Origin of the sequence: Nitrobacter vulgaris (genome assembly GCF_002028545.1) — a bacterium.
Classification (GTDB): domain Bacteria; phylum Pseudomonadota; class Alphaproteobacteria; order Rhizobiales; family Xanthobacteraceae; genus Nitrobacter; species Nitrobacter vulgaris.
This window is the reverse complement of record NZ_MWPQ01000003.1, coordinates 55,942-77,325: the sequence shown is the minus strand read 5'-3', so window position 1 is coordinate 77,325 and position 21,384 is coordinate 55,942. Positions and strand designations below refer to the sequence as shown.

Annotated in this window: 19 protein-coding genes and 1 pseudogene; 13 read left to right on the top strand and 7 right to left on the bottom strand. The window is 62.5% G+C overall.

What is annotated here, in order from left to right; genetic code table 11:
* Window positions 1–64: 64 nt before the first annotated feature.
* Window positions 65–757 carry an RNA polymerase sigma factor gene (locus B2M20_RS01080; protein ID WP_079445253.1) on the bottom strand — a complete coding sequence of 231 codons (693 nt, stop codon included), beginning with the start codon at window positions 755–757 and terminating at the stop codon, window positions 65–67.
* A gap of 367 nt (window positions 758–1,124) precedes the next feature.
* Here B2M20_RS01080 and B2M20_RS01075 point away from each other — a divergent pair, with 367 nt between their 5' ends.
* Window positions 1,125–1,583, top strand: coding sequence for a hypothetical protein (locus B2M20_RS01075; protein WP_079445299.1), 459 nt, complete (start codon window positions 1,125–1,127; stop codon window positions 1,581–1,583).
* Window positions 1,584–1,944: 361 nt separating this feature from the next.
* Complete coding sequence (locus B2M20_RS01070) at window positions 1,945–2,541, top strand: SCO family protein (RefSeq protein ID WP_079445252.1); 597 nt, start codon at window positions 1,945–1,947, stop codon at window positions 2,539–2,541.
* Here B2M20_RS01070 and B2M20_RS20500 read toward each other — a convergent pair.
* The gene (locus B2M20_RS20500) at window positions 2,532–3,248 is read right to left on the bottom strand and encodes a glycosyltransferase family 2 protein (RefSeq protein ID WP_274533923.1); all 717 of its coding nucleotides are present in this window, start codon (window positions 3,246–3,248) and stop codon (window positions 2,532–2,534) included. The genes B2M20_RS01070 and B2M20_RS20500 overlap by 10 nt on opposite strands.
* A 98-nt stretch (window positions 3,249–3,346) precedes the next feature.
* Window positions 3,347–3,862 (bottom strand): annotated as a pseudogene (locus tag B2M20_RS20495) (glycosyltransferase); the annotation flags it as partial.
* A gap of 783 nt (window positions 3,863–4,645) precedes the next feature.
* On the opposite strand from B2M20_RS20495, the gene B2M20_RS01060 reads away from it, so the two are divergent.
* The 4 genes from B2M20_RS01060 (at window position 4,646) to pyrE (ending at window position 8,565) form a co-directional block, all read left to right on the top strand.
* Window positions 4,646–5,554: a transporter substrate-binding domain-containing protein gene (locus B2M20_RS01060; RefSeq protein ID WP_079445251.1), complete on the top strand. Its 909-nt coding sequence runs from the start codon at window positions 4,646–4,648 to the stop codon at window positions 5,552–5,554.
* Between the two features lie 56 nt (window positions 5,555–5,610).
* On the top strand, window positions 5,611–7,242 hold the full coding sequence (locus B2M20_RS01055; protein WP_087881087.1) for a lysine--tRNA ligase: 1,632 nt from the start codon (window positions 5,611–5,613) through the stop codon (window positions 7,240–7,242).
* Window positions 7,243–7,330: 88 nt separating this feature from the next.
* A complete protein-coding gene (locus B2M20_RS01050; RefSeq protein WP_079445249.1) occupies window positions 7,331–7,849 on the top strand; it encodes a L,D-transpeptidase in 519 nt (172 codons plus the stop codon).
* 152 nt (window positions 7,850–8,001) lie between these two features.
* Window positions 8,002–8,565 carry an orotate phosphoribosyltransferase gene (pyrE, locus tag B2M20_RS01045; protein WP_079445298.1) on the top strand — a complete coding sequence of 188 codons (564 nt, stop codon included), beginning with the start codon at window positions 8,002–8,004 and terminating at the stop codon, window positions 8,563–8,565.
* 80 nt (window positions 8,566–8,645) lie between these two features.
* Here pyrE and B2M20_RS01040 read toward each other — a convergent pair whose 3' ends face one another.
* Together B2M20_RS01040 and B2M20_RS01035 are read right to left on the bottom strand one after the other, a co-directional pair.
* Entirely contained in the window at window positions 8,646–9,218 is a 573-nt protein-coding gene (locus B2M20_RS01040) for a thermonuclease family protein (RefSeq protein WP_079445248.1), read from the bottom strand.
* Between the two features lie 73 nt (window positions 9,219–9,291).
* Window positions 9,292–9,507 (bottom strand): DUF1674 domain-containing protein, encoded by a 216-nt coding sequence (locus tag B2M20_RS01035; protein WP_079445297.1) that lies wholly within the window; start codon window positions 9,505–9,507, stop codon window positions 9,292–9,294.
* A 190-nt stretch (window positions 9,508–9,697) separates the two neighbouring features.
* Here B2M20_RS01035 and B2M20_RS01030 point away from each other — a divergent pair, with 190 nt between their 5' ends.
* From B2M20_RS01030 to B2M20_RS01015, 4 genes are all read left to right on the top strand, one after another.
* Window positions 9,698–11,050 carry an RsmB/NOP family class I SAM-dependent RNA methyltransferase gene (locus B2M20_RS01030; RefSeq protein WP_079445247.1) on the top strand — a complete coding sequence of 451 codons (1,353 nt, stop codon included), beginning with the start codon at window positions 9,698–9,700 and terminating at the stop codon, window positions 11,048–11,050.
* Window positions 11,051–11,177: 127 nt separating this feature from the next.
* Window positions 11,178–12,932 (top strand): heparinase II/III family protein, encoded by a 1,755-nt coding sequence (locus B2M20_RS01025; RefSeq protein WP_079445296.1) that lies wholly within the window; start codon window positions 11,178–11,180, stop codon window positions 12,930–12,932.
* 193 nt (window positions 12,933–13,125) lie between these two features.
* Window positions 13,126–14,718 (top strand): bifunctional phosphoribosylaminoimidazolecarboxamide formyltransferase/IMP cyclohydrolase, encoded by a 1,593-nt coding sequence (purH, locus tag B2M20_RS01020; RefSeq protein WP_079445246.1) that lies wholly within the window; start codon window positions 13,126–13,128, stop codon window positions 14,716–14,718.
* 156 nt (window positions 14,719–14,874) lie between these two features.
* Window positions 14,875–15,531 carry a c-type cytochrome gene (locus B2M20_RS01015; RefSeq protein ID WP_079445295.1) on the top strand — a complete coding sequence of 219 codons (657 nt, stop codon included), beginning with the start codon at window positions 14,875–14,877 and terminating at the stop codon, window positions 15,529–15,531.
* A 15-nt stretch (window positions 15,532–15,546) separates the two neighbouring features.
* On the opposite strand, the gene B2M20_RS01010 is transcribed toward B2M20_RS01015, so the two are convergent.
* A complete protein-coding gene (locus B2M20_RS01010; RefSeq protein ID WP_079445245.1) occupies window positions 15,547–16,935 on the bottom strand; it encodes an MFS transporter in 1,389 nt (462 codons plus the stop codon).
* A gap of 106 nt (window positions 16,936–17,041) precedes the next feature.
* Here B2M20_RS01010 and ggt point away from each other — a divergent pair, with 106 nt between their 5' ends.
* The 3 genes from ggt to panE all read left to right on the top strand — a co-directional run bounded on the left by ggt (window position 17,042) and on the right by panE (window position 20,552).
* Window positions 17,042–18,799, top strand: coding sequence for a gamma-glutamyltransferase (gene ggt / locus B2M20_RS01005; protein WP_079445244.1), 1,758 nt, complete (start codon window positions 17,042–17,044; stop codon window positions 18,797–18,799).
* Window positions 18,800–18,913: 114 nt separating this feature from the next.
* Window positions 18,914–19,510, top strand: coding sequence for a DUF2239 family protein (locus B2M20_RS01000; protein WP_079445243.1), 597 nt, complete (start codon window positions 18,914–18,916; stop codon window positions 19,508–19,510).
* Between the two features lie 121 nt (window positions 19,511–19,631).
* Window positions 19,632–20,552 carry a 2-dehydropantoate 2-reductase gene (gene panE / locus B2M20_RS00995; RefSeq protein WP_079445242.1) on the top strand — a complete coding sequence of 307 codons (921 nt, stop codon included), beginning with the start codon at window positions 19,632–19,634 and terminating at the stop codon, window positions 20,550–20,552.
* A gap of 45 nt (window positions 20,553–20,597) precedes the next feature.
* Here panE and B2M20_RS00990 read toward each other — a convergent pair whose 3' ends face one another.
* Window positions 20,598–21,290 (bottom strand): glutathione S-transferase family protein, encoded by a 693-nt coding sequence (locus tag B2M20_RS00990; protein WP_079445241.1) that lies wholly within the window; start codon window positions 21,288–21,290, stop codon window positions 20,598–20,600.
* Window positions 21,291–21,384: the final 94 nt, after the last annotated feature.

The following is a 21,384-nucleotide window of genomic DNA, read 5'->3' as shown; positions in this document are numbered from 1 at the left end:
AATCGCCGGACGTTTTGTTGCGATACACAGGATTGGATGCGGCCCCGCGGAACAGGTTCCCGAATTATCTAGTCAGACCAAGCCGGCCGAGAACCGCATCGGTCAGGCGCGCGCATCGTTTGCCGGCGAAGGGAAAGGCCTCCATCATGACCGGGCCGACCTTCTTTTCCACGTTCGCACGCAGCATCGTGCGAGCACGATGAAGCCGCGTCTTCACGGTTTCCGGCTTGAGATCGAGGAGCTCAGCGGTCTCCTCCACGTTCATTCCCTCGATCACGCGGGTGATGAAGACGATGCGGAATGCCTCGGGCAGTTCGTCAACCGCCTGCTCGACGATGTGCTGTATTTCGCGCTGGGCCATGGTTTTTTCGGGGTCATCGGAAACGGCGGACACGGGAAACTGGATGATCTGGGCGTTCAGCACACCCGGCTCCAGCGTGGTCCAGTCGACGGTGGGGCGCAGGCGTCGCCTCCGGCCAAGCGCCTCGTTGATGGCGATACGCGCCAGCCAGGTTGCGAGACGGGAGTCGCCACGAAAGCTCTCAAGATGCGTGAAGGCACGAACGTAGGTTTCCTGCACGACGTCCTCGGCCTCGCTATCGTTGCGCAGGATGCCACGCGCGATCCGGTACAGTTTGCGATTATTCGCCTGCATGATGGCACGGATTGCGCCTTCGTCGCGCGCACGAGCGCGGCGAACCAGTTCTAGATCGTCGTCGCACGGGCCGGCGACGAGCCGGGACTGAACCTGTTGCATGCGCCTCACTCCGGATCTCGGGATACTCCACCGTTAGAGGAATAGATGCGGCAAAGTCGGCCAGGTTCCCGGCATTAGTTTGTTAACCATAATTCCGCTGTCCCGATGAATCGTCCCGTTCGAGCGGCGTGAGAAAAAGTAGATACCGGTTTTGCCTCGGTATCCGAGCAAATTGATCAAGCATTTCTTCACGCGACCTGGGTTTAAGCCGAACACGCTCGGGTAAGTGCAGCGCGTCGGCAACACTGAATTCGAATCTTATTTGAGTGATCAAGGCGATCTGGACAAAACGCCAATCTCACCAGAGGCTACGGACTTGGAGTCGCACAAAGATCACCGCCGATTCGAAATCGACACGGGGCAGATGATGAGGGTCGTGACGGGATTGCTTGCAGTGATATTCCTGCTGGGACATGTTGCTGCAAGTCATGCCGTGGTTCGGATCGGAGAGGATCGGGGCGGCCGGATCGGAACCTATCTTGATAAATATGAGGCCGTTCGCAATTCTGGCCAGTCCGTCATCATCGACGGTCTATGTGCATCAGCTTGCACCATCGTTCTCGGTACGGTCCCGCATGACAAGATTTGCGTGACGTCCCACGCTGCTCTCGGGTTTCATGCCGCTTGGGATCTCGGATCGAACGGCCGCGCCGTCACCAATTCCGAGGCGACCCTTATGCTGTATTCGATGTACCCTTCCGCAATCCAGCGCTGGATCAAAGAGCGCGGTGGTTTGACGCGGCGCATGATCTTTCTTCGTGGCCGCCAACTCGCTGACATGTATCGTCCATGCTACCTTGACGCGCAGGCATCGTCGGCGCGCTGATCTGACATTGCCAATTCATCGTCAAAAGTGGCCAATTCATCACCACGTGATCGCACCCGGTTGCGCTTGCCTTAAGGGCGAGACTGGCCTTATCTGAAGCCTCGCCGTGTCGGCAGGGCGCTGTGGGCGCGCTACGGAACCACTGGGTCTTCGCGACGCACGCTTCCGGCCTCGCCGCCCGCTTCCATAGCGTTTTCGAGCGAAGTGGTGACCTGTTCGCGTGAAGAAAACGCGTCAAACAACAATCTAGAGCTTCGCCTCTGATTCGTCAGAAGCGAAAATGCTCTAGGCTTTTCCGCAAGTTACGAAGGCTTGATAGCGAGGACGCGGCCTTCGGAAGGCGCGATACCAAGGATACCCGATGTCAAATAGATTCGCCCGTCCGCTGATCCTGTTTGCGGCCTTCGCCGGTAGTCTCGTCGTCGGTCTCACGGTGGTGCTCTGGCTGCTCGGCGGGTTCGCCGGCACGCGCACCGCAACGTCGATCGGCGGCGGCCCATTCAAACTGACCGACCAGACCGGTCAGACTGTCACCGAAAAGAGCATGGTCGGCAGGCCGACAATTATTTTCTTCGGCTATACCCACTGCCCCGACGTCTGCCCGACCTCGCTGTTCGAGATGTCGGAGGTGTTGCGGGCGATGGGGCCGGACGCCGACCGCATCAACGCCTATTTCGTCACGGTCGATCCGGAACGCGATACGCAGGAAACGATGGCAAGCTATCTTTCCAGCTTCGACCCACATCTGAAAGGCTTGACCGGCGATCCGGCGGCTGTCCAGAAAGCCCTGGCCGCCTTTCGGGTTTACGCAAAAAAAGTCCCGCTGAAGGATGGTGCCTATTCGATGGATCACACGGCGCTGATCTATCTGATGGATCGCGAGGGCCGCTTCGTCTCGCCGTTCGATCTCAAACGTTCGGCTGAAGCGGCCGCCGCCGATCTCAAGCGTTATCTGTAGCGCTGCCACCGTTGCGCAGCCGTGTCGCGGGGGACGAGCATCCGCGAGGCGGCGGCTGATCGGATTTGCGGGGAAAGGCCATGCTCGGTCTTTTCCCATTTATATGGTTCGCTCAGCAGTTGATACAGCGCGCGCCACGCCGCAATCGAAAGACAAGCCCAATAGATCGGCGTCAACGCCAGGATCCAGCCCTGATGCAACTGCCCGCGCCGCGCAAGGCCCATCAGGCCAACCACGATCGTGGAGACGAAGCCGGCGGCGATTGTGGTCAGATGCAGCGGCGTGACCGCGCCCGTGGCAAATCCGCCGCTGATGGCGCCGGCATCCGCCAGCAAGCGCAACGTCATATCGACGACGAGGATCGGAAAGGTCAGCGCCGTCAGCACGTTGCCCCCGATGATGGCATTCAGCGTGAAAAACCCCTTTGCGCCCGCGTCCTTCCATAACCGCCGGGGCCGGCGCATATGCACGCTCCAGGTCTGCATCCAACCCTTCATCCAGCGCGAGCGCTGGCGCAACCATCCGCCGAAACGCGCCGGCGCCTCCTCGAAAGTCGTCGACGCGAAGGTGCTCGATCGATAGCCGAAGCGCGCCAGCCGAAAGCCGAGGTCGGCATCCTCGGTGACGTTGTAAGCATCCCAGGCGCCCACCTCGCGAAGGACCGCGGTGCGGAAGTGGTTCGACGATCCGCCGAGCGGCAGCGGCACGCCGAAGGACGCGAGCCCGGGAAGGAAGACGTCGAACTGTCGGCATATTCGGCGGCAAACATGCGCGAGAGCCAGCTGTCCGACTGGTTTTCGATGCAAAGGCTGGCCTGCACGCAGGCGACATCGACGCCTTGAGTACGGAAGGCATCGAGCGCGGCGCGTAACTGGCCGGGATCAGGACGATCTTCGGCATCGAATACGGCGGTGAAGCTGCCGCGCGCGAACGGCAGCGCGCAGTTCAACGCCTTCGGTTTGGTGCGCGGCCCTTCCGCCGGAGCGAGCAGGACCTGGACTTGCGGCATCGGCCCAAGTCTTGCCAGAGCGGCGCGGGTTTCGAGATCGTCAAGCTCGATCACGATGATAACGTCGAGCTTTTCGCGCGGGTAGTCCAAGGCTCCGATGGCTTGTAAGAGCGACGCGACCGATGAGGCCTCGCGATAAAGCGCCGCAATCACCGTGTAGACCGGCAAACAATTATCGGGAATGCGTGGCGGGCTCCGGACCGAGCGCCGCGGCGTCAAGCTGGCCGCGAGCCGCAAGCCGATAAATGCGAGGAACCACAGCGCCAGCGCGCTGCTCCAGATGTCCGGGACGACCGTCGGCGTCAGCGTCATCATAACGCTCAGGAGGACAGTCTGAGCAAGCCGTCGCATTGTGCGCAGCCGGCGTCCGCGGGAGGTGTCGTCGGCAGCCGGCGCAGCGGACAGGGCCGGGAATCGTCGGCCGAGCGCATTGGCGGCGGAGCGGCCGAGCGCGTCGCCCGCCTCCTGCCGCAGCAGAAAGTGATCGAGGTTTTGCTTCGATGTCAGCAGGACCCGGTCGCGTAAAGATGGATAGGCGGCGGCGAGACGGCAGAGTCGCCGTACCGTGAACCCGCGCGGCGCGACAACCCAAAGCAACTGTCCTCGCTGGCGCAGCGGAAGCAGCCCGTGTTGTGCGACGCGGGATAAGTAACGATCGGGCAAGGGGCAATCGGAGCGGGAAATCTCGGCGAACGTCTCGATCGCAAGACCGGTTTGAAAGGAAAGTGCTTGCAGATAAGCGTCTTTATCAATGACGCCCGACCGGATCAGCGCTTGATCCGCGCCGGTGCCCACTTCCCGGCCGCGCGCCTCGGCAGCGCTCAGCAGCGCCGGAGCGAGAACATGCCGCAGGCAATCCAGTTCGCTCGCCGGACCGGGCTCGGGGTCGCCCAACCAGTTATCGTTGCTCGACCGGGGGATGCAAATGAAGCCGGGAGCAAGCGCCGAACTCTCAGGCACAGCACGGCGGAGCGCGTCGGCCCGGCCGCCATCCTCTACACGATTCCGCCCCGGCAAGTCGCGTCCCCACGCAAACGATACTCGCATCCCGTTCCGGATGGTCTATAAAACCCTCCGTTCGAAAAGCCCCCGTCAATGCAACCACAGATTACAGTTTCCGACAACGAAAGATTGATCCGCCGCGGCGCGGCCACGCTGGGTTGTTTGCTCGCCGCCGGCTGGATATTGGTTGCCGGAGCAGCGACCGGCTGCGCGCGCGCGCAGACCGCAACCGTCGCGCCGCAGGCCGTGCCGGGCTTCTGGGATCCGCGCCACCGTCCGGACCGGCCCGATCTGTCCCGCCTCACCGTGATTCGCTTTTTGACGGAAACCGACTATCCGCCCTTCAACTATACCGGTCCCGACGGCAACCCGGCCGGCTTCAATGTCGATCTGGCGCGCACCCTGTGCGAGGAGATCAAGGTCACCTGCACGGTACAGATGCGGCGATTCGAGACGCTGGTGGACGCGCTTTCCAGTAACCGGGGCGATGCCATCATCGCCTCTCTCGCGGTCACTCCGGAATTACGCAAGCGTGTGGATTTCACCGACCCTTACTATCGAACGCCTGCCCGCTTCGTGTCACGGCGCGACGTCGTCATGGCCGAGGTGCGCCCGGAGTATCTCGAGGGTAAGAAGGTTGGCGTCATCGGGGGATCCGCGCACGAGGCCTACCTCAAGGTTTTCTTCACCGACGCCGAACTCCACGGCTATCCGAACGACGAGACGCTGCGGCAGGCGCTGCGCCGGAACGAAGTCGACTTTATTTTCGGTGACGCCATCTCACTGGCGTTCTGGATCAACGGCACCGATTCGGAAAGCTGCTGCGCATTCAGCGGCGGCCCCTTTATCGAGAGCCGCTATTTCGGCGAGGGCATCGGCATTGCTGTGAAAAAGGGCAATGACGTGCTGCGCCAGACACTGAACTGGGCGCTATTCCGGATCTGGGAGAAAGGCCGGTATACCGATCTGTGGCTGCGGTATTTTTCCGTCAGTCCGTTTTAGAGCACGATCCTGAAAAAATGTGGCGCAGCGGAAGACGCCGCGCCATGGAGAGCAGAATGTCTGACGTCCCATCAGCGAGCGATCTTCGTGAACTCGCCGATCAATCTAATGCGTGGCCGTTCGAACAGGCCAAGGCGATCGTCGCTCGCCTGAAGAAGGCGCCGAAGGATGAGGTGCTGTTCGAGACAGGCTACGGCCCCTCCGGCCTGCCGCATATCGGCACCTTCGGCGAGGTCGCGCGCACCACGATGGTGCGTCACGCCTTTCGCGTGCTGACCGAAGACAAAATCAAGACACGGCTGCTGGCGTTTTCCGACGACATGGACGGCTTGCGCAAAGTGCCGGACAATGTGCCCAACAAAGAGCTGCTGGCGCTGGATCTCGGCAAGCCGCTGACGAAAGTCCGCGATCCCTTCGGCACTCATCCGAGCTTCGGCGAGCACAACAACGCCCGGCTGCGCGCTTTCCTCGACACCTTTGGTTTCGACTACGAGTTCGCCAGTTCGACCGCCTACTACACGTCGGGCCGCTTCGATGCGACACTTCTGAAGGTGCTTGAAAACATCGACAAGGTGATGGCGATCATGCTGCCATCCTTGCGCGAGGAACGCGCGGCGAGCTATTCGCCGTTTCTGCCCATTTGCCCGCGCACCGGCGCGGTGCTGCAGGTGCCGATTGTCGCGCACGACGCGGCAGCCGGCACGGTTTCCTACGACGACCCCGAAACCGGAGAGCGGGTCACAGTCCCCGTCACCGGCGGGCATTGCAAATTGCAATGGAAGCCGGACTGGGCGATGCGCTGGACCGCGCTCGGCGTCGATTACGAGATGGCCGGCAAGGACCTGATCGATTCGGTCAAACTGTCGGGCAAAATCTGTTCGGCGCTCGGGGGCACGCCTCCGGAAGGCTTCAACTACGAACTGTTCCTCGACGACAAGGGCCAGAAGATTTCCAAGTCGAAGGGCAATGGGCTGACCATCGACGAGTGGCTGCGCTACGCCTCGCCGGAATCGCTGTCGCTGTTCATGTACCGCGAACCGAAGGCGGCGAAGCGGCTGCATTTCGACGTGATCCCACGCAACGTCGACGACTATCAGCAGTTCCTCGAAGGTTATCCGCGTCAGGATGCGAGGCAGCAGCTGGTCAATCCGGTGTGGCATATTCATGCCGGCCATCCGCCCGCGGCCGACATGCCGGTCACGTTCCAGTTGCTGCTGACGCTGGTCTCGTCCTCGAACGCGGAGAATGCCGAAACCCTGTGGGGTTTCATCGGCCGCTATCGGCCGGGCGTCACGCCGACCACCCATCCGAAGCTTGATGCATTGGTCGGCTATGCCATCAACTATTACCGCGATTTCGTGGCACCGACCAAAACGTTCCGCGAGCCGACCGCGAGCGAACGAGCCGCCTTGCAAGACCTGCGCGATGCGTTGTCACAACTGCCCGCAGACGTCTCGGCAGAAGACATCCAGAACACGGTCTACGAGATCGGCCGCCGCGAACCTTTTCTCAACCACAAAAAGCTCGCCAAGGACGGACGGCCCGGCGTCTCGCTCGACTGGTTCAATATGCTCTATCAGGTGTTGCTGGGTCAGGAGAAGGGACCGCGCTTCGGCTCGTTCGTCGCGGTCTACGGCGCGCAGAATGCCATCGCGATGATAGACGGCACCTTGGCGCGGGCGGGTTAGCATCTTTCTCCCTCCGCTCATTTGCAAACAGATTTGAAGCAGGACTTTTTCTGAAGCGGACTCGTTTTGAAGCGGATTGGAGCGAAAAATGTTGAGGCGGGTTGCGGCGGTGTTTGCCGCCATGATCACAATGGGCTTTTCCGGCATCCCATCAGCCGAAGCGCGGCCTGATATGGTCGGCTATCAGGGCGACTATGCGCCCGGTACCATCGTCGTGAAAACCAACGAGCGCCGGCTGTATCTGATCATCGATTCGAATCGCGCGCTGCGATATCCCGTTGGCGTCGGCAAAGCCGGCAAGCAATGGACAGGCACCGCGAGCATCGAGGGCAAGTATCGCGACCCGGCATGGGCGCCCCCGGACGATGTAAAACGCGACAATCCGAAAATCGCGGACGTGATCGCTGGCGGTTCGCCTGCGAATCCGATGGGCGTCGCAGCGATGACGCTCTCCGGCGGCGGGCAATACGCCATTCACGGCACCAACCGGCCGGGGACGATCGGCCGCTTCGTGTCATACGGCTGCATCCGCATGTACAATAACGACATTGACGATCTCTACCGGCGCGTGTCAGTCGGCACGCCCGTGGTGGTAACGCAACAATAGATCGCGACGAGTCGCGAATATGCTCGACATCGGTCTACTATCTGAGGAATCATTGTCACGGCGACTGGTTGAGCGTATAGACCGGCTTCTTTCCCATACGCTGATAGGACACGATGGCCCGTCAATTCGCCACATCGACTGAGCCCGAAGCCATGGCTGAAGACAGCAAAGTCCGCCAAAGGGCTTTTGAGATTATCAAGGCCCGATCGTTCGGTCGCGGCGACATCAAATTGTCTTCCGGGAAAAGCAGCACGTTTTACTTCGATATGAAGCCGACGATGTTGTTTCCCGAAGGAGCCCATGCGCTGTCCGAACTCATTCTCGCTCGCCTTTTCGGCAAGAGCATAGATTTTATCGGTGGATTGGAGATGGGAGCGGTCCCGCTGATTTCGACCGTTAGCCTTCTCAGCCACATCAAGAATGAACCGCTTCCCGGCTTCTTCGTTCGGAAAGAAGTCAAAAAACACGGAACCCAAAAGCTCATCGAAGGGGTTCCCAACGGCGGCCTCTCCGGCAAGAAGGTGGTCATCCTGGAAGACGTCACGACAAGCGGCGAGTCAGCCATGATCGCGGTGTCGGCCGCCCAAGCTGCAGGCGCCGAAGTCGCGATGGTGTTATCGATCGTCGACAGAGGCGAGGGGGCCGTGGCCGTTTATAAAGGGAGAAATATTGAATTCGACTCCCTGTTCACCGCGAGCGAATTCCTGGATTCTTAAGCTTCTGAGGCGATCACAACGCGGCAGCGAATCGTTACACACAAAAAAAGCCGCGGCTCACGCGGCTTTTTTTGCGGTGATTACCGGCTCACGCTGTTGCACCAGCTTTCGCGATGACCGCCATGATAGGCGCGGGCAAGACCGCTCGCTACCATCGCCGCTGCGATGTCGGAGGTTCGCGCCGTCGCGGCATCGGCAACCACCCGTCCGTTATATTTGTCGGGGCCGATATTGGCGATCGTGACGCCGCCCTCGCCGAGCAGATCCCGCAGCCGGGCGCTGGCGGCTTTCGCTAGCCGAAATTCCTCGGAACATGAGGCCTTCATTTCCGCTGTGTCGATGCCGCGTAGCCGCACCCGCGTCGTCATATCGAGGCCGGGCCACAAATGAACCAGCGCCTCGAAGGTATCGCCATCGATCGTCCTGATCACGTCGACCTGGTGCCGTCCCGCCGAACCAGCGGCGCGAGCCCAGATCGCCCGCGTCTCCGTCGGCGTTTGGGAGTCAACGACCTGCGGCCAGCCAATCCAGCTTCGGATCGGGAGCATGGTTCCGGCCACCACGCCCACAATGAATATCCAGGGCAGAACCGGCGACAATCGGTGGCGCCAGCGCGGCCCGGGCAATGCATTTATTCTGGTGTATGGGTACATATTCCTAGCATAGAGCGAGTCGGGTCACCCGGCAAGCCCACGCAAGCGGTGGCAGGAGGAAAAAGCGCGCCGCTCAGAAATCCGATGCGATGCCGTTGCGTTCCCAATCGCCGAACCGCGTCGGTTCGGGACCCTTCGGCCCCAAAACCTCTTTAACCCATGCAGATGCATCGGTCTGCGCGGCGCGGCGAGCCTCGGCCTCGGCAAGCGCGCGCTGAGCCGCCGGCGTCGGCGACTTGCGCGGGTCCATCTCTGCGCTCCGCAGCGACGCGGACGGCTCGTCGGTCATGCACATTCTCCGGTCAGCGAGACGAAGCGGAAGCGTATGAAACCGTTTCCACAGATCATGCAAATGCGTGAAGATGGTGGCGATTCTTATATTTGGCTTATTCGCATGTCATAAGTCTGGATCCGCCGCGACGGACGCACAGCAGATGCGTCCGCCATCCCCTGATCCCCTTAAGCGATGTGCCTGCCTCATGCCGTCCACCAGATTCGCACCGCCGACCGAGGCTCCGGGCCTTGCGGCCCGGCGCATCGCAGCGGATATCCTCGACGGCGTCCTTCATAAGCGTCGCACCCTCGATGAACAGCTCGAGGGTCCCACCGCGCATCCCGCGCTGAAATCGCTTGCCGACCGCGACCGTGCCTTGATGCGGCGTCTGGTGGCGACGATCCTGCGCCGGCTCGGAACCCTCGGCCATTTGCTGTCGCGGTTGCTCGATCGCGGTATTCCGACCGATGCGCCGCGCGCGCAAAGCGCGCTTTTGATCGGCGCGGCGCAGATTCTCTGGATGGACGTGCCGGATCATGCCGCTGTCGATCTGTCAGTACGGCTGGTGCAATCCGACCGCCGCGCGGCGAAATATGCCGGACTTGTCAACGCGGTGCTCCGCCGCTGCGCGCGCGAAGGCCAGTCCCTGATCGATGAGGTCCGTTCCGAGTCGCTTGATATCCCGCCATGGCTATTGGCGCGTTGGTGCGGACACTACGGTGAAAGCACCGCGAAAGCGATTGCCGACGCGATCAACCACGAGCCCGCCCTCGATCTCACCATCAAAGCCGACGCGGCACATTGGGCGACACGATTGCACGGCGAGGCCTTGCCGACTGGGACCGTTCGCACCTCGCTGCAAGGTCCGGTGACGATGCTGCCAGGATTCTCCGAGGGGCAATGGTGGGTACAGGACGCCGCCGCCGCGCTGCCCGCGCGACTGTTCGGCGATGTCGCCGGACGGCGGGTCATCGACCTCTGCGCGGCGCCGGGCGGCAAGACAGCCCAACTCGCGCAGGCCGGTGCAGACGTAACCGCGATCGACCGATCACCAAATCGGGTAGCGCGGCTACGCGAGAATCTTGGCCGTCTATCGCTGAACGCACGGTCGCTCGTCGCCGATGCCATCGACTGGCACGATGATGTCGCCAGCGACGGCTTCGACGGCGTGCTCGTCGATGCGCCCTGCTCCGCAACCGGCACCATCCGCCGTCATCCGGACGTGGCCTGGCTCAAGCAAGAATCGGATATCGCGGCGCTGACCACCCTGCAACAAAGGCTGCTGAAAAAGGCGATCACACTGCTCAAGCCCGGCGGAACACTGGTCTATTGCACCTGCTCGCTGGAACCCGAGGAGGGCGAACAGGTCGTTGCCACGCTGCTTGCATCCGAACCAGGCATCCGGCGCGTGCCAGTCAGCGACGCCGAAGTGGCCGGACTGTCTGATATCGTGACGCCCGCGGGGGATCTGCGCACTCTGCCCTGCCATCTGCCACACGATGATCCCACGCTGGGCGGACTAGACGGCTTCTATGCGGCACGATTGACCAAGTCCTGATTCGCAAAGCAAGGGCGAGAGATTCGCGGCATTTCAAGATGGTGCGTTGCCGGCCTTTCCGGATTACAAGGACTCAGTCCTCATCACTGCAAAGGGATTCGCGAGAATCCTCACACCGAAGGCGCGCGTGTCGGTCGCTCATCGCAGACGCATTTCAATTCTGATCGTCCGCCGTTTCGCTCGTCGGACGATTGCGCGCGCCAGCGACGGGCCTGCGGCGCTTTCGCGGCTATGGCCCGGCCGCGCCGACCGCCTGACCATCGCACCACACGACCTTCGTACGGCCGACGCCACCCGCGCCGCCGAAATTTATGCGGGCCGCTTCGTATTCGCGGGCAAGATCGTCACCTGTCACTCCCGCTCCATTTTCGACCTCGAACCGCCGTCCGAGGATTGGGAAGCCGCCCTGCTCGGCTTCGGCTGGCTGCGGCATCTCCGCGCCGCCGATACGGCGATTACGCGCGCCAATGCGCGATCGCTGATGGAAGACTGGATCTCGAATCCCACGCGCAGGCGGCCCGTAGGTCGGCGCGCCGACGTCATGTCGAGGCGCGTGATCTCGCTGCTGTCGCAGGCCCCGCTTGTGCTCGGCGATGCGGATGGAAAATTCTACCGCCGCTATCTGCGCGCGCTTGCCCGCGACATCCGTCTGTTACGTTTCGGCCTGCACGACGCGCCTGACGGCGTGTCACGGCTGCAGGTTCTGATCGCGCTGTGCTACGCCTCGCTGTGTCTTGCCAACCAGGCCCGCACCATCCGCAACGCGACCCGCAAGCTCTCCGAGGAATTGCGGCGGCAAATCCTGCCCGACGGCGGACATGTCTCGCGCAATCCGGGAGCTTTAATCGAACTGCTGATCGACCTGCTGCCGCTCCGGCAAACCTTCGCCGCGCGCAACATCGCACCGCCGCCGGCGCTGCTGAACGCCATCGACCGCGTGATGCCGATGCTGCGCTTCTTCCGTCACGGCGACGGCGGCTTTGCGCTGTTCAACGGCATGAGCAGCACACCGTCCGACCTTTTGGCGACGCTCCTGGCCTATGACGACACCCGCGGCATACCGATGGCCAGCATGCCGCACACGGGCTTCCAGCGGATCGACGCCGGCGCGACAATCCTGATCGTCGATGCCGGTCCGCCGCCACCACCGAACCTCAGCGAGGAAGCGCATGCCGGCTGCCTGTCGTTCGAGCTGTCTTCCGGCTTGAACCGGGTCGTCACGAATTGCGGAATGTCCTCGACCAGCCGCGAGACATGGCGCGTCTTCGCGCGCTCGACAGCAGCGCATTCCACACTGGTCTGCCATCAAACATCCTCGTGCCAGTTCGTCGAACAATCGGCGATGAAGCGGCTGCTCCAGGGGGCGCCGATTGTCAGCGGTCCGGCCCACGTCGAAACTTTTCGCGAAACCAATGACGACGGCGAGCGGCTGACGGCTTCGCATGACGGCTATCTCGCCCGGTTTGGTCTGATCCATCGCCGTGTGCTGACGATGGCACCGGACGGCTCGCGGCTGGAGGGCGAGGACATGCTAGCGCCTGCCCCGGGCGGCCGCATCAAAGGCGGCCAGATTCGTTACGCATTGCGTTTTCACCTGCATCCGTCCGTCAAGGCCAGCCGCCTCGATGATGCGCATGCCGTGATGCTGGTTTTGCCAAACCGCGAGGTCTGGACGTTCGAAGCGGCCGACGACCGGGTCGAGCTCGAAGACAGCGTTTTTCTCGCCGGCAACGACGGTCCGCGACGGTCCGCACAGATCGTGATTCACCAGAATGCCCGGGAAGTCCCCCGAGTGCGTTGGGGTTTCGTGCGTTCGACGACGTCGGCCGCGGTCACCAACGCCCGCCGTAATGCGCGGCGCGAACCGGAATTGCCGCTGTAGACGAAATGTGCCGGCGGCCTTGCCAGAGCAGGCCGGTTTCATCACCGGCAAATTCATGCTAACCGGCTGCGCTAAAGTTGTCGGCTTTGATGGAATCAAAGTCGGCACCGGGCTTCCGTTTTGACGCGTTTTCTTGACGCGAACCGATACCCTCCTCGCTCGAAAACGCTATGACCTTCCAGGATCGACAATCATGACCGACCGACCGCGCCGCGTGACCCGCGCATTGCTTTCCGTTTCCGACAAGACCGGCTTGACCGAGTTCGCCCGCGCGCTTGCCAGCCTTGGCATTGATCTGGTGTCGACCGGCGGCACCGCCAAGGCGATCGCAGCGGCAGGATTGAAGGTCAGCGACGTCTCCGACCTGACGGGCTTTCCGGAAATGATGGACGGCAGGGTCAAGACGCTGCATCCAAAGGTACACGGCGGCCTGCTCGCCATCCGCGACCATGCCGATCATGCAAAAGCCATGAAGGACCACGGCATCGTTCCGATCGACCTGCTGGTCGTCAATCTCTATCCGTTCGAGTCGACGGTCGACAAAGGCGCTGCTTACGAGGACTGCGTCGAGAATATCGACATCGGCGGCCCCGCGATGATCCGCGCCGCCGCGAAAAACCATGATGACGTCGCGGTCGTGGTCGAACCGCAGGATTATCAGGCGGTGCTCGACGAGCTCAACGCCAACGCGGGTGCGACCACGTTGAGCTTGCGCAAGCGCCTCGCCGCGAAAGCTTACGCCCGGACCGCCGCCTATGATGCCGCGATCTCCAACTGGTTCGCGCTGCGGCTTGAGACCGATGCCCCCGACTATCGCGCCGTCGGCGGACGTCTCGCGCAGACGTTGCGTTACGGAGAGAACCCGCACCAGACCGCCGCATTCTACCGCACGCCGGAGCGGCGCGCCGGCGTCTCCACCGCGCGGCAATTGCAGGGCAAGGAATTATCCTACAACAACATTAACGACACCGACGCGGCCTATGAATGCGTCGCCGAATTTGACGCGGCGCGCACCGCGGCCTGCGTCATCATTAAGCATGCGAACCCCTGCGGCGTCGCTGAAGGCTCAAGCCTCACCGAGGCCTATCGCAAAGCGCTCGCTTGCGACCAGACTTCGGCCTTTGGCGGCATTATCGCGTTCAATCGCACGATCGACGCCGACGCCGCCAATGCGGTAGCCGGCATCTTCACTGAAGTCATCATCGCGCCCGATGCGACCGAGGAAGCGATTGCGATCATCGGTAAGCGCAAAAACCTGCGGTTGCTGCTGGCCGGTAGCCTGCCCGATCCGCGCGCGCGCGGCCTGACCGCGAAGACCGTCGCTGGCGGACTTTTAGTGCAGGGTCGCGACAACGCTGTTGTCGACGACATGTCGCTCAAGGTCGCAACCAAGCGCGCGCCGACCGAGGCTGAGATGCGCGACCTGCGCTTTGCTTTCCGCGTCGCGAAGCACGTCAAGTCAAACACCATTGTCTATGCCAGGGATCTGGCCACCGTTGGCATTGGCGCGGGACAGATGAGCCGCGTCGATTCCGCGCGCATCGCAGCACGCAAGGCGGAAGATGCGGCGCGCGAGCTGAACCTCACCGAGCCGCTGACCAAAGGCTCGGTCGTGGCGTCGGATGCGTTCTTCCCATTCGCCGACGGAATGCTCGCCTGCGTCGAGGCCGGCGCCACCGCGGTCATTCAACCCGGCGGTTCCATGCGCGACGAAGAGGTGATCAAGGCCGCCGACGAGCACGGCATCGCCATGGTGTTCACCGGCATCAGGCATTTCCATCATTAGATCACGATGATTTTGAATCGAATCGATCCAAAATCATGAACGTGATCGATTCCAGTATTCTGAGAAGCGGGATGCGAGCGGAAAACCGCTTCACACTTTTCCTCATCCCGCTTTAAAGCGAGATACTACACGTTGAGATGGATGCGGGCAGAACGGATGAGACCGGTGATAGGCGGAGCGCTTCTGCTGCTGGGCGTGTCGTCGCTACCCGTGCTCGCGGGCAACGGTGAGGTTATCACCAAGCCGCCGGGCAGAGCGACAACCTGCACACCGTGTCACGGCCGGAATGGAGAGGGCCAGCCGGCAAGGGGCATTCCACGCCTTGCTGGTCTCAATGCGGAATACCTTGAACGTCAGCTCGATGGTTTCAATAACGGCGCGCGCAAGAACCGTGTCATGCTGATGATCGCATCGGATCTGTCCAACGACGAAAGAAAGGCGCTGGCCAACTACTATGCGGGCATGACGACACCGAAGCCCGAAACCGCTCCCGCTGATCAAGCCGTGATCGCGGCCGGAGCGAAGATTGCCGCGACCGGCGATCCCTCGAACGACTTGCCCGGTTGCGGACAGTGCCACGGTGCAGCGGGCCTTGACGCGGGAGCGAACTTTCCCCGCCTCGCGGGACAATCAGCACTTTATATCGAGAAAGCACTCCGGTCGTGGAAAGCCGGTGATCGCAAGGTCGATCCCATGGGGGTGATGGCCAATGTCGCAAACAAGCTGACCGACGATCAAATCAAAAGCGTGGCCGCGTATTACGAGAGTTTGCCTGTGGCAGCACCGGCCCCGACTCCGGAATCCAGGCCATGATCCGCATGCAGGCGGTTACTCCCGCACGCGCGACAGCAGTGCAAGCCCCGCGACGAAGAACAACACCAGCACCGCCATGCCCGCCTTCTGGCTAGCGGTGATCGCGGTGATGAAGCCGACCAGCAGCGGGCCAACGAACGACGTTACCTTTCCGGTCAGCGCGAACAATCCGAAAAACTGCGCAATGCGATCCTTCGGCGCCAGCCGGATCAGCAACGTGCGCGAGGCCGCCTGCAATGGACCGCCGGCGCCGCCAATCAGACAGCCGAGGATGAGATAGGCTTTTTCCGCGGGTGCTGCGAACAACCCGCCGCCGGGCACGGGCGGCGCGACCTTCACGAACAGGATCGAATCCTTGTCGACCATCAGGATCGCCACGATCGCCAACAATAAAACAGTCATGCTCGCGGCGATGACGAATTTCGGACCCACCCGGTCGTCGAGCTTGCCGCCGATCCACGCGCCGAGCGCGCCGGCTATCGCCAGCAGTATCCCGAACGTTCCGATCTCGATGGTATGCCAGCCGAAGGTGCCTGCGGCATAGATCCCGCCGAACGCGAACAGCGACACCAGCCCGTCGGTGTAGATCATGTTGGCGAGCAGGAAGATCGCCAGCGACGGTCGTTTCGGCAATTCGCGGAGCGTGCCGCGCAACTCGATCAACCCTTCGCGCAGCGCCGCTCGCACCGGACGCTTGGCCGGGAAATCCGGTGTCAGCAAAAACATCGGCAGGACGAAGACGACGAACCAGAGGCCCGTCAGCGGGCCTGTGATGCGATCGCCCTGGTGGGTTGCGGGATCGAGACCGAACAACGGCGTCATGCCGAACAGCGTCTTGCCGGTGGCGGGATTGGCGGCGAGGAAACCCAGCACCAGGATCAGGCTGAGGATGCCGCCGATATAGCCGGTGGCCCATCCGGTCCCCGACAGGCGACCGATCTTGTGCGGCGGCACCAGCGACGGCATCATCGCATTGTTGAACACGGTGGCGAATTCGACGCCGACGGTAGCGATGCCGTAGGCGATCAACAGCGGCAGGATCAGGCTGGCGTCACCGGGCTTGCCGATCCACATCAGGCTGGAGCCGATGACCAATAGCGCGCCGAAGGCCGCGATCCACGGCTTGCGCCGGCCGCTGGCGTCGGCGATGGCGCCCAGCACCGGCGAGGCGAGCGCGATCACGATGCCAGCCGCGCCGGTCGCAAATCCCCAAAGCGATTGCCCCTCGGCCGGTGTCGCCGCCACGAAAGTCGCGAAATACGGCGCGAATACGAAGGTCGTAATCAGCGTGAAATAGGGCTGCGCCGCCCAGTCGAACATGATCCAGCTGGCAATGGCGGCGCGAGAGGCATAGCCCTCTCCGAGATTCGCCCTGGCCGCCGGTAAGGCTGTCGTCACCGTCATGCCCGATATGTTGTGTCGAATCATGTGGGCGTCTGACCTTGCGCCTGAGTTCCTATAGCATTGCTCCCATCAACAGAGCGACTCCTCCAGATCCGGAACCGAATGGATGATCCACCGCGAGCCGCGTCGGTCCATTTTTTCCGTGATCGCCTTCTGCGTGATCGTAGCATTTGCACCGCTGTCATGGCCCGCGGTCGCGCAGGATGCACGCGGCACAGCTCCGGCCGCGACCTCCGATGTGAGCCGTCCGGTTGCCGCCAAACACGGCATGGTGGTGGCGCAGGAGCGGCTCGCGGCCAAGATCGGGGCGGAGGTGCTCGCGCAGGGCGGTAATGCGGTCGACGCAGCGGTCGCGACCGGCTTCGCCCTCGCGGTCACTTACCCGCGCGCCGGAAACATCGGCGGCGGCGGGTTCATGCTGATACACCTCGCCGATTCCAGACGCGACATCGCCATCGACTATCGCGAGACCGCACCGGATGCGATCAGACGCGACATCTTCCTGGGCGCAGACGGCGCGCCCGACCCTGCGAAGTCGCGCGATTCCGCGCTCGGCATCGGCGTGCCCGGCACCGTCGCGGGGCTCACGCTGGCGCTCGACAAATACGGCTCGGGCAAGTTCACCCTCGCCCGTCTTCTCAAGCCTGCGATCACGCTGGCGCGCGACGGACTCGAAATCGCCGACGACAACGCCGATACGCTGTCGCAATCGCATGACCGTTTTGTGCGTTGGCCGTCCTCGATGAAGATTTTCGCGCACCCTGATGGCACTCCGCTGCGCGAGGGCGACCGGCTCGTCCAAACCGATCTGGCCGCGACCCTGACCGCAATCGCCGATCGCGGACCGCAAGGATTCTATGAAGGCTCGGTGGCCTCGAACCTGGTGAGAGCGATCGACGCAGCCGGCGGCATTATCACGCTTGAAGACCTCAAGTCCTATCGGCCGCTGATCCGAGAGCCGGTGCGTGGCAGGTACCGGGGCTACGACGTCGTTTCGACGCCGTTATCCTCGTCGGGCGGCACTGTGCTGCTCGAATCGCTGAACATCCTCGAAGGCTTCGCGATGCGCGATCTGCATCAGGGATCGCTGGATTCGCTGCACGTGCTGGTCGAGGCGATGAAGCGCGCTTATGCGGACCGCGCCCGCTATCTCGGCGATCCCGCTTTTGTCAACGCCCCGATCCAAACCCTGCTGGCGAAGGACTATGCAACAAAACAGCGCGCGTCGATCGACATGATGCATGCAACGCCTGCGGCCGCCGTGCCCGTGCGGCCGCAGCGCGAGGGGGACAACACCACGCATTTTTCCGTGGCCGACGCCTTCGGCAATGTGGTCAGCAACACCTATACGCTGAATTTCAGCTACGGCGTCGGACTTGTGGCAGATGGCACCGGCGTCCTGCTCAACAATGAGCTTGACGATTTTACCGCCGCGCCGGGCGCAGCGAACGCCTTCGGGCTGGTCGGATTCGAGGCCAACCTGCCCGGCCCCGGCAAGCGACCACTGTCTTCAATGACTCCGACGATCGTTCTGAAGGACGGAAAGCCGGTGCTGGTGACGGGATCGCCCGGCGGCAGCCGCATCGTCTCCACGGTCCTTCAGGTGATCGTCAACGTGCTCGACTACGATATGAACATTGCAGCCGCGGTCCAGGCGCCTCGGCTGCACCATCAGTGGTTGCCGGACGAGGTCCGCGCCGAACACGGATTCCCCGATGGCATCATTGCGGGATTGCAGGCGCGAGGCCACACCGTTGTCGTGCCGATGGGACAGACTTCGGCCAACTCCATCGCCATCACCCCGGACGGATTGTTCGGTGCGCCCGACCCGCGTACCCGCGGCTCGCATGCTGTGGGATATTGAGGCGCACCCGTCTGGAGCCGAACGATATGGCTCGTAATATTTATCCGGGTAATATTGACGGATTAATTATATCCGGGTAATAAATACCAGCCAACCCGCGGCCGGACACCTCCGATGATGCATGATCACACCTCCTGTTTTACCGCTTTCGAGGGCCAGCGGCGGATCGCATCTGGCCCGCTCACCGAAGTCGCGCTCGCCGTCAAACACGCAGGCACGCGCACGACCGCTCCGATCGCAATCTACAGCGACGAAACCGGGCGCCCGATCGACCTCGATTTGCGTGGGTCCGACGACGAGATCGCGGCTCGCCTGCGGCAGACCTTGTCGGTGGAAACGACCGAAGCCAGCGGGGCCTCCAAACCGGGCGAACCGCGCGGCCGCGGCCGGCCGAAACTCGGCGTGGTCGCGCGCGAGGTGACGCTATTGCCGCGGCACTGGGAGTGGCTGAGCGCGCAACCCGGCGGGGCGTCGGTCGCCTTGCGCAAGCTGGTCGACGAGGCGCGCCGCGCAAATAGCGACAAGGATCGCAGCCGCGCGGCACGCGACGCTGCCTATTACTTCATGTCTGCGATGGCGGGCGATTTTGCAAACTTCGAGGAAGCCGCACGCGCGCTGTTCGCCAACGACCGGCGGCGGCTAGCAGCCCTGATCGCCGGCTGGCCAGACGACATCCGTGATCACATCGTCAAACTGGTGGAGCGGATTTGACATTCGCTCCATGGTCTGGCGCAAACAGAAGATCGAGCGGCTGATCTGACGAAACAGGAACGAGCCTTGCGCCCCGCGAACCTGTGTCGAAGAAACTTAAAAGGCAAAACAGAAAAGAGCGATGCGCATTCTCGTTGTCGGGGCCGGCGCGACCGGTGGCTATTTCGGCGGCAGGCTGCTGCAGGCGGGTCAGGATGTGACCTTCCTGGTGCGTCCCAAACGCGCCGCTGAGCTGGCAAGCACCGGTCTTGTCATCAAGAGTCCGCACGGCGAGTTGACGCTCCGCAATCCGCCGACAGTCCAGGCTACTGGCTTGAAGCAGACATTCGATCTGGTTCTGCTGAGCTGCAAGGCGTTTGATCTCGAAGGCGCGATCACATCGTTCGCGCCGGCGGCGGGGCCGCGCACGGCGACCCTCCCGCTGCTCAACGGGATGCGGCACCTGGAGATGCTCGACGCAACATTCGACCGCGAGCGCGTGCTCGGCGGCCTGTGTTCGCTCGCGGTCACGCTCAACGAGAAGCGCGAAGTCGTCCACCTCGCGCCAATGCAGTCGCTCCGTTTCGGCGAGCGCAACGGCGGCACAAGCGAACGCGTTCGGGTGATAGCCGAAGCTTTCGCCGGCGCCAGTTGCGGAGCACAGGCATCCGAAACCATCATTCAGGACATGTGGGAAAAGTGGGTGTTTCTAGCGACGCTCGCCGGCACGACCTGCATGATGCGCGCATCCATCGGCCAGATCGTCGCCGCACCTGGCGGACACGATTTCATCCTTGCCGTGCTGGCCGAAGTTGCCGCTCTTGCGAGCGCGGCAGGTCACGCGCCGCGCGAAGATTTCCTGAGCAGCGCATCCGCAATGCTGACGGCGAAGGGATCGCCGCTGACCGCATCCATGTTCCGCGATATCGAGGCCGGCGCGCGGGTCGAAGCCGATCATATCATCGGCGATCTCATCACCCGAGCCGAGGCCGCAAAGCTGCCGATACCGAAACTTCGCACCATCTATACGCATTTGAAGGCGTACGAGAACCAGCGGGAATGATTGCCGCATCCGCGACCGCCCCGCCGTCTTCAAAAATCCAGATCTTCAAAAATCAAGGTCGACATAAGTGCGCGATGCCGGCACGCCCGCCAGCCATTCGCTTAGCAACGGACGGAACGACGGCCGCGACTTGATCCGCGCATACCACGCCTTCGCCGCCTCGTCCTCGACCCACGGCACGTCGCCGAGATAATCGATCGCCGACAGATGAGCCGCCGCGGCGAGATCGGCATAGGTCAACCGATCGCCGGCCAGATAATTCCGCGTTCGCGCCAGCCAGCCGATATAGGCCAGATGATAGCGCACATTGGTCCGGGCAGCGCGCATCACGTCGGTCTCCGGCGGACCGCCGCCGATCTCCTCTCCCATGAAGCGCTTGTAGATGCGTTCGGTCACCAGCGGACCGGAAACCTCCTCGAAGAATTTCTCGTTGAACCAGGCCATCAGACGACGCACCTCGATGCGCTCGGGCATTGACGTCGGCAACAACCGACGCTCGCCGACGCGCTCGCCATAGGTCTCGTCGAGATAGTCCGCAATGATACCGGCGCCGGGAACCGCGGGGATGCCTTCGGCGATCAGCACCGGCGTGGTGCCGGCCGGATTGAGTGTCAGGAAAGCTTCACGCCGCTCCCACACCCGCTCTTCCACCGGTCGGACATCGAGTCCGTGTTCGCCGAGAATCAGGCGAATAAAGCGCGATTGCGGACAGAATGGATGGTGAAGCAACGTGAACATGGGGCCCCTTGATAAGTTTGCGATGCTTAAGAAACTATCTCCAAAGCGTTAACGGCAGAGCGTTAGCGGCACGCGCGCCTCCGCTGAGCTGTCG

Bases quoted from the DNA above. Each gene is read 5' to 3' on its own strand.
- B2M20_RS01010 (WP_079445245.1), bottom strand. From the start codon at position 16,935: ATGACGGTGACGACAGCCTTACCGGCGGCCAGGGCGAATCTCGGAGAG.
- B2M20_RS01030 (WP_079445247.1), top strand. From the start codon at position 9,698: ATGCCGTCCACCAGATTCGCACCGCCGACCGAGGCTCCGGGCCTTGCG.
- purH (WP_079445246.1), top strand. From the start codon at position 13,126: ATGACCGACCGACCGCGCCGCGTGACCCGCGCATTGCTTTCCGTTTCC.
- B2M20_RS01035 (WP_079445297.1), bottom strand. From the start codon at position 9,507: ATGACCGACGAGCCGTCCGCGTCGCTGCGGAGCGCAGAGATGGACCCG.
- B2M20_RS01000 (WP_079445243.1), top strand. From the start codon at position 18,914: ATGATGCATGATCACACCTCCTGTTTTACCGCTTTCGAGGGCCAGCGG.
- pyrE (WP_079445298.1), top strand. From the start codon at position 8,002: ATGGCTGAAGACAGCAAAGTCCGCCAAAGGGCTTTTGAGATTATCAAG.
- B2M20_RS01050 (WP_079445249.1), top strand. From the start codon at position 7,331: ATGTTGAGGCGGGTTGCGGCGGTGTTTGCCGCCATGATCACAATGGGC.
- panE (WP_079445242.1), top strand. From the start codon at position 19,632: ATGCGCATTCTCGTTGTCGGGGCCGGCGCGACCGGTGGCTATTTCGGC.
- B2M20_RS01055 (WP_087881087.1), top strand. From the start codon at position 5,611: ATGTCTGACGTCCCATCAGCGAGCGATCTTCGTGAACTCGCCGATCAA.
- B2M20_RS01060 (WP_079445251.1), top strand. From the start codon at position 4,646: ATGCAACCACAGATTACAGTTTCCGACAACGAAAGATTGATCCGCCGC.
- B2M20_RS01075 (WP_079445299.1), top strand. From the start codon at position 1,125: ATGAGGGTCGTGACGGGATTGCTTGCAGTGATATTCCTGCTGGGACAT.
- B2M20_RS00990 (WP_079445241.1), bottom strand. From the start codon at position 21,290: ATGTTCACGTTGCTTCACCATCCATTCTGTCCGCAATCGCGCTTTATT.
- ggt (WP_079445244.1), top strand. From the start codon at position 17,042: ATGATCCACCGCGAGCCGCGTCGGTCCATTTTTTCCGTGATCGCCTTC.
- B2M20_RS01040 (WP_079445248.1), bottom strand. From the start codon at position 9,218: ATGTACCCATACACCAGAATAAATGCATTGCCCGGGCCGCGCTGGCGC.
- B2M20_RS01070 (WP_079445252.1), top strand. From the start codon at position 1,945: ATGTCAAATAGATTCGCCCGTCCGCTGATCCTGTTTGCGGCCTTCGCC.
- B2M20_RS01080 (WP_079445253.1), bottom strand. From the start codon at position 757: ATGCAACAGGTTCAGTCCCGGCTCGTCGCCGGCCCGTGCGACGACGAT.
- B2M20_RS01015 (WP_079445295.1), top strand. From the start codon at position 14,875: ATGAGACCGGTGATAGGCGGAGCGCTTCTGCTGCTGGGCGTGTCGTCG.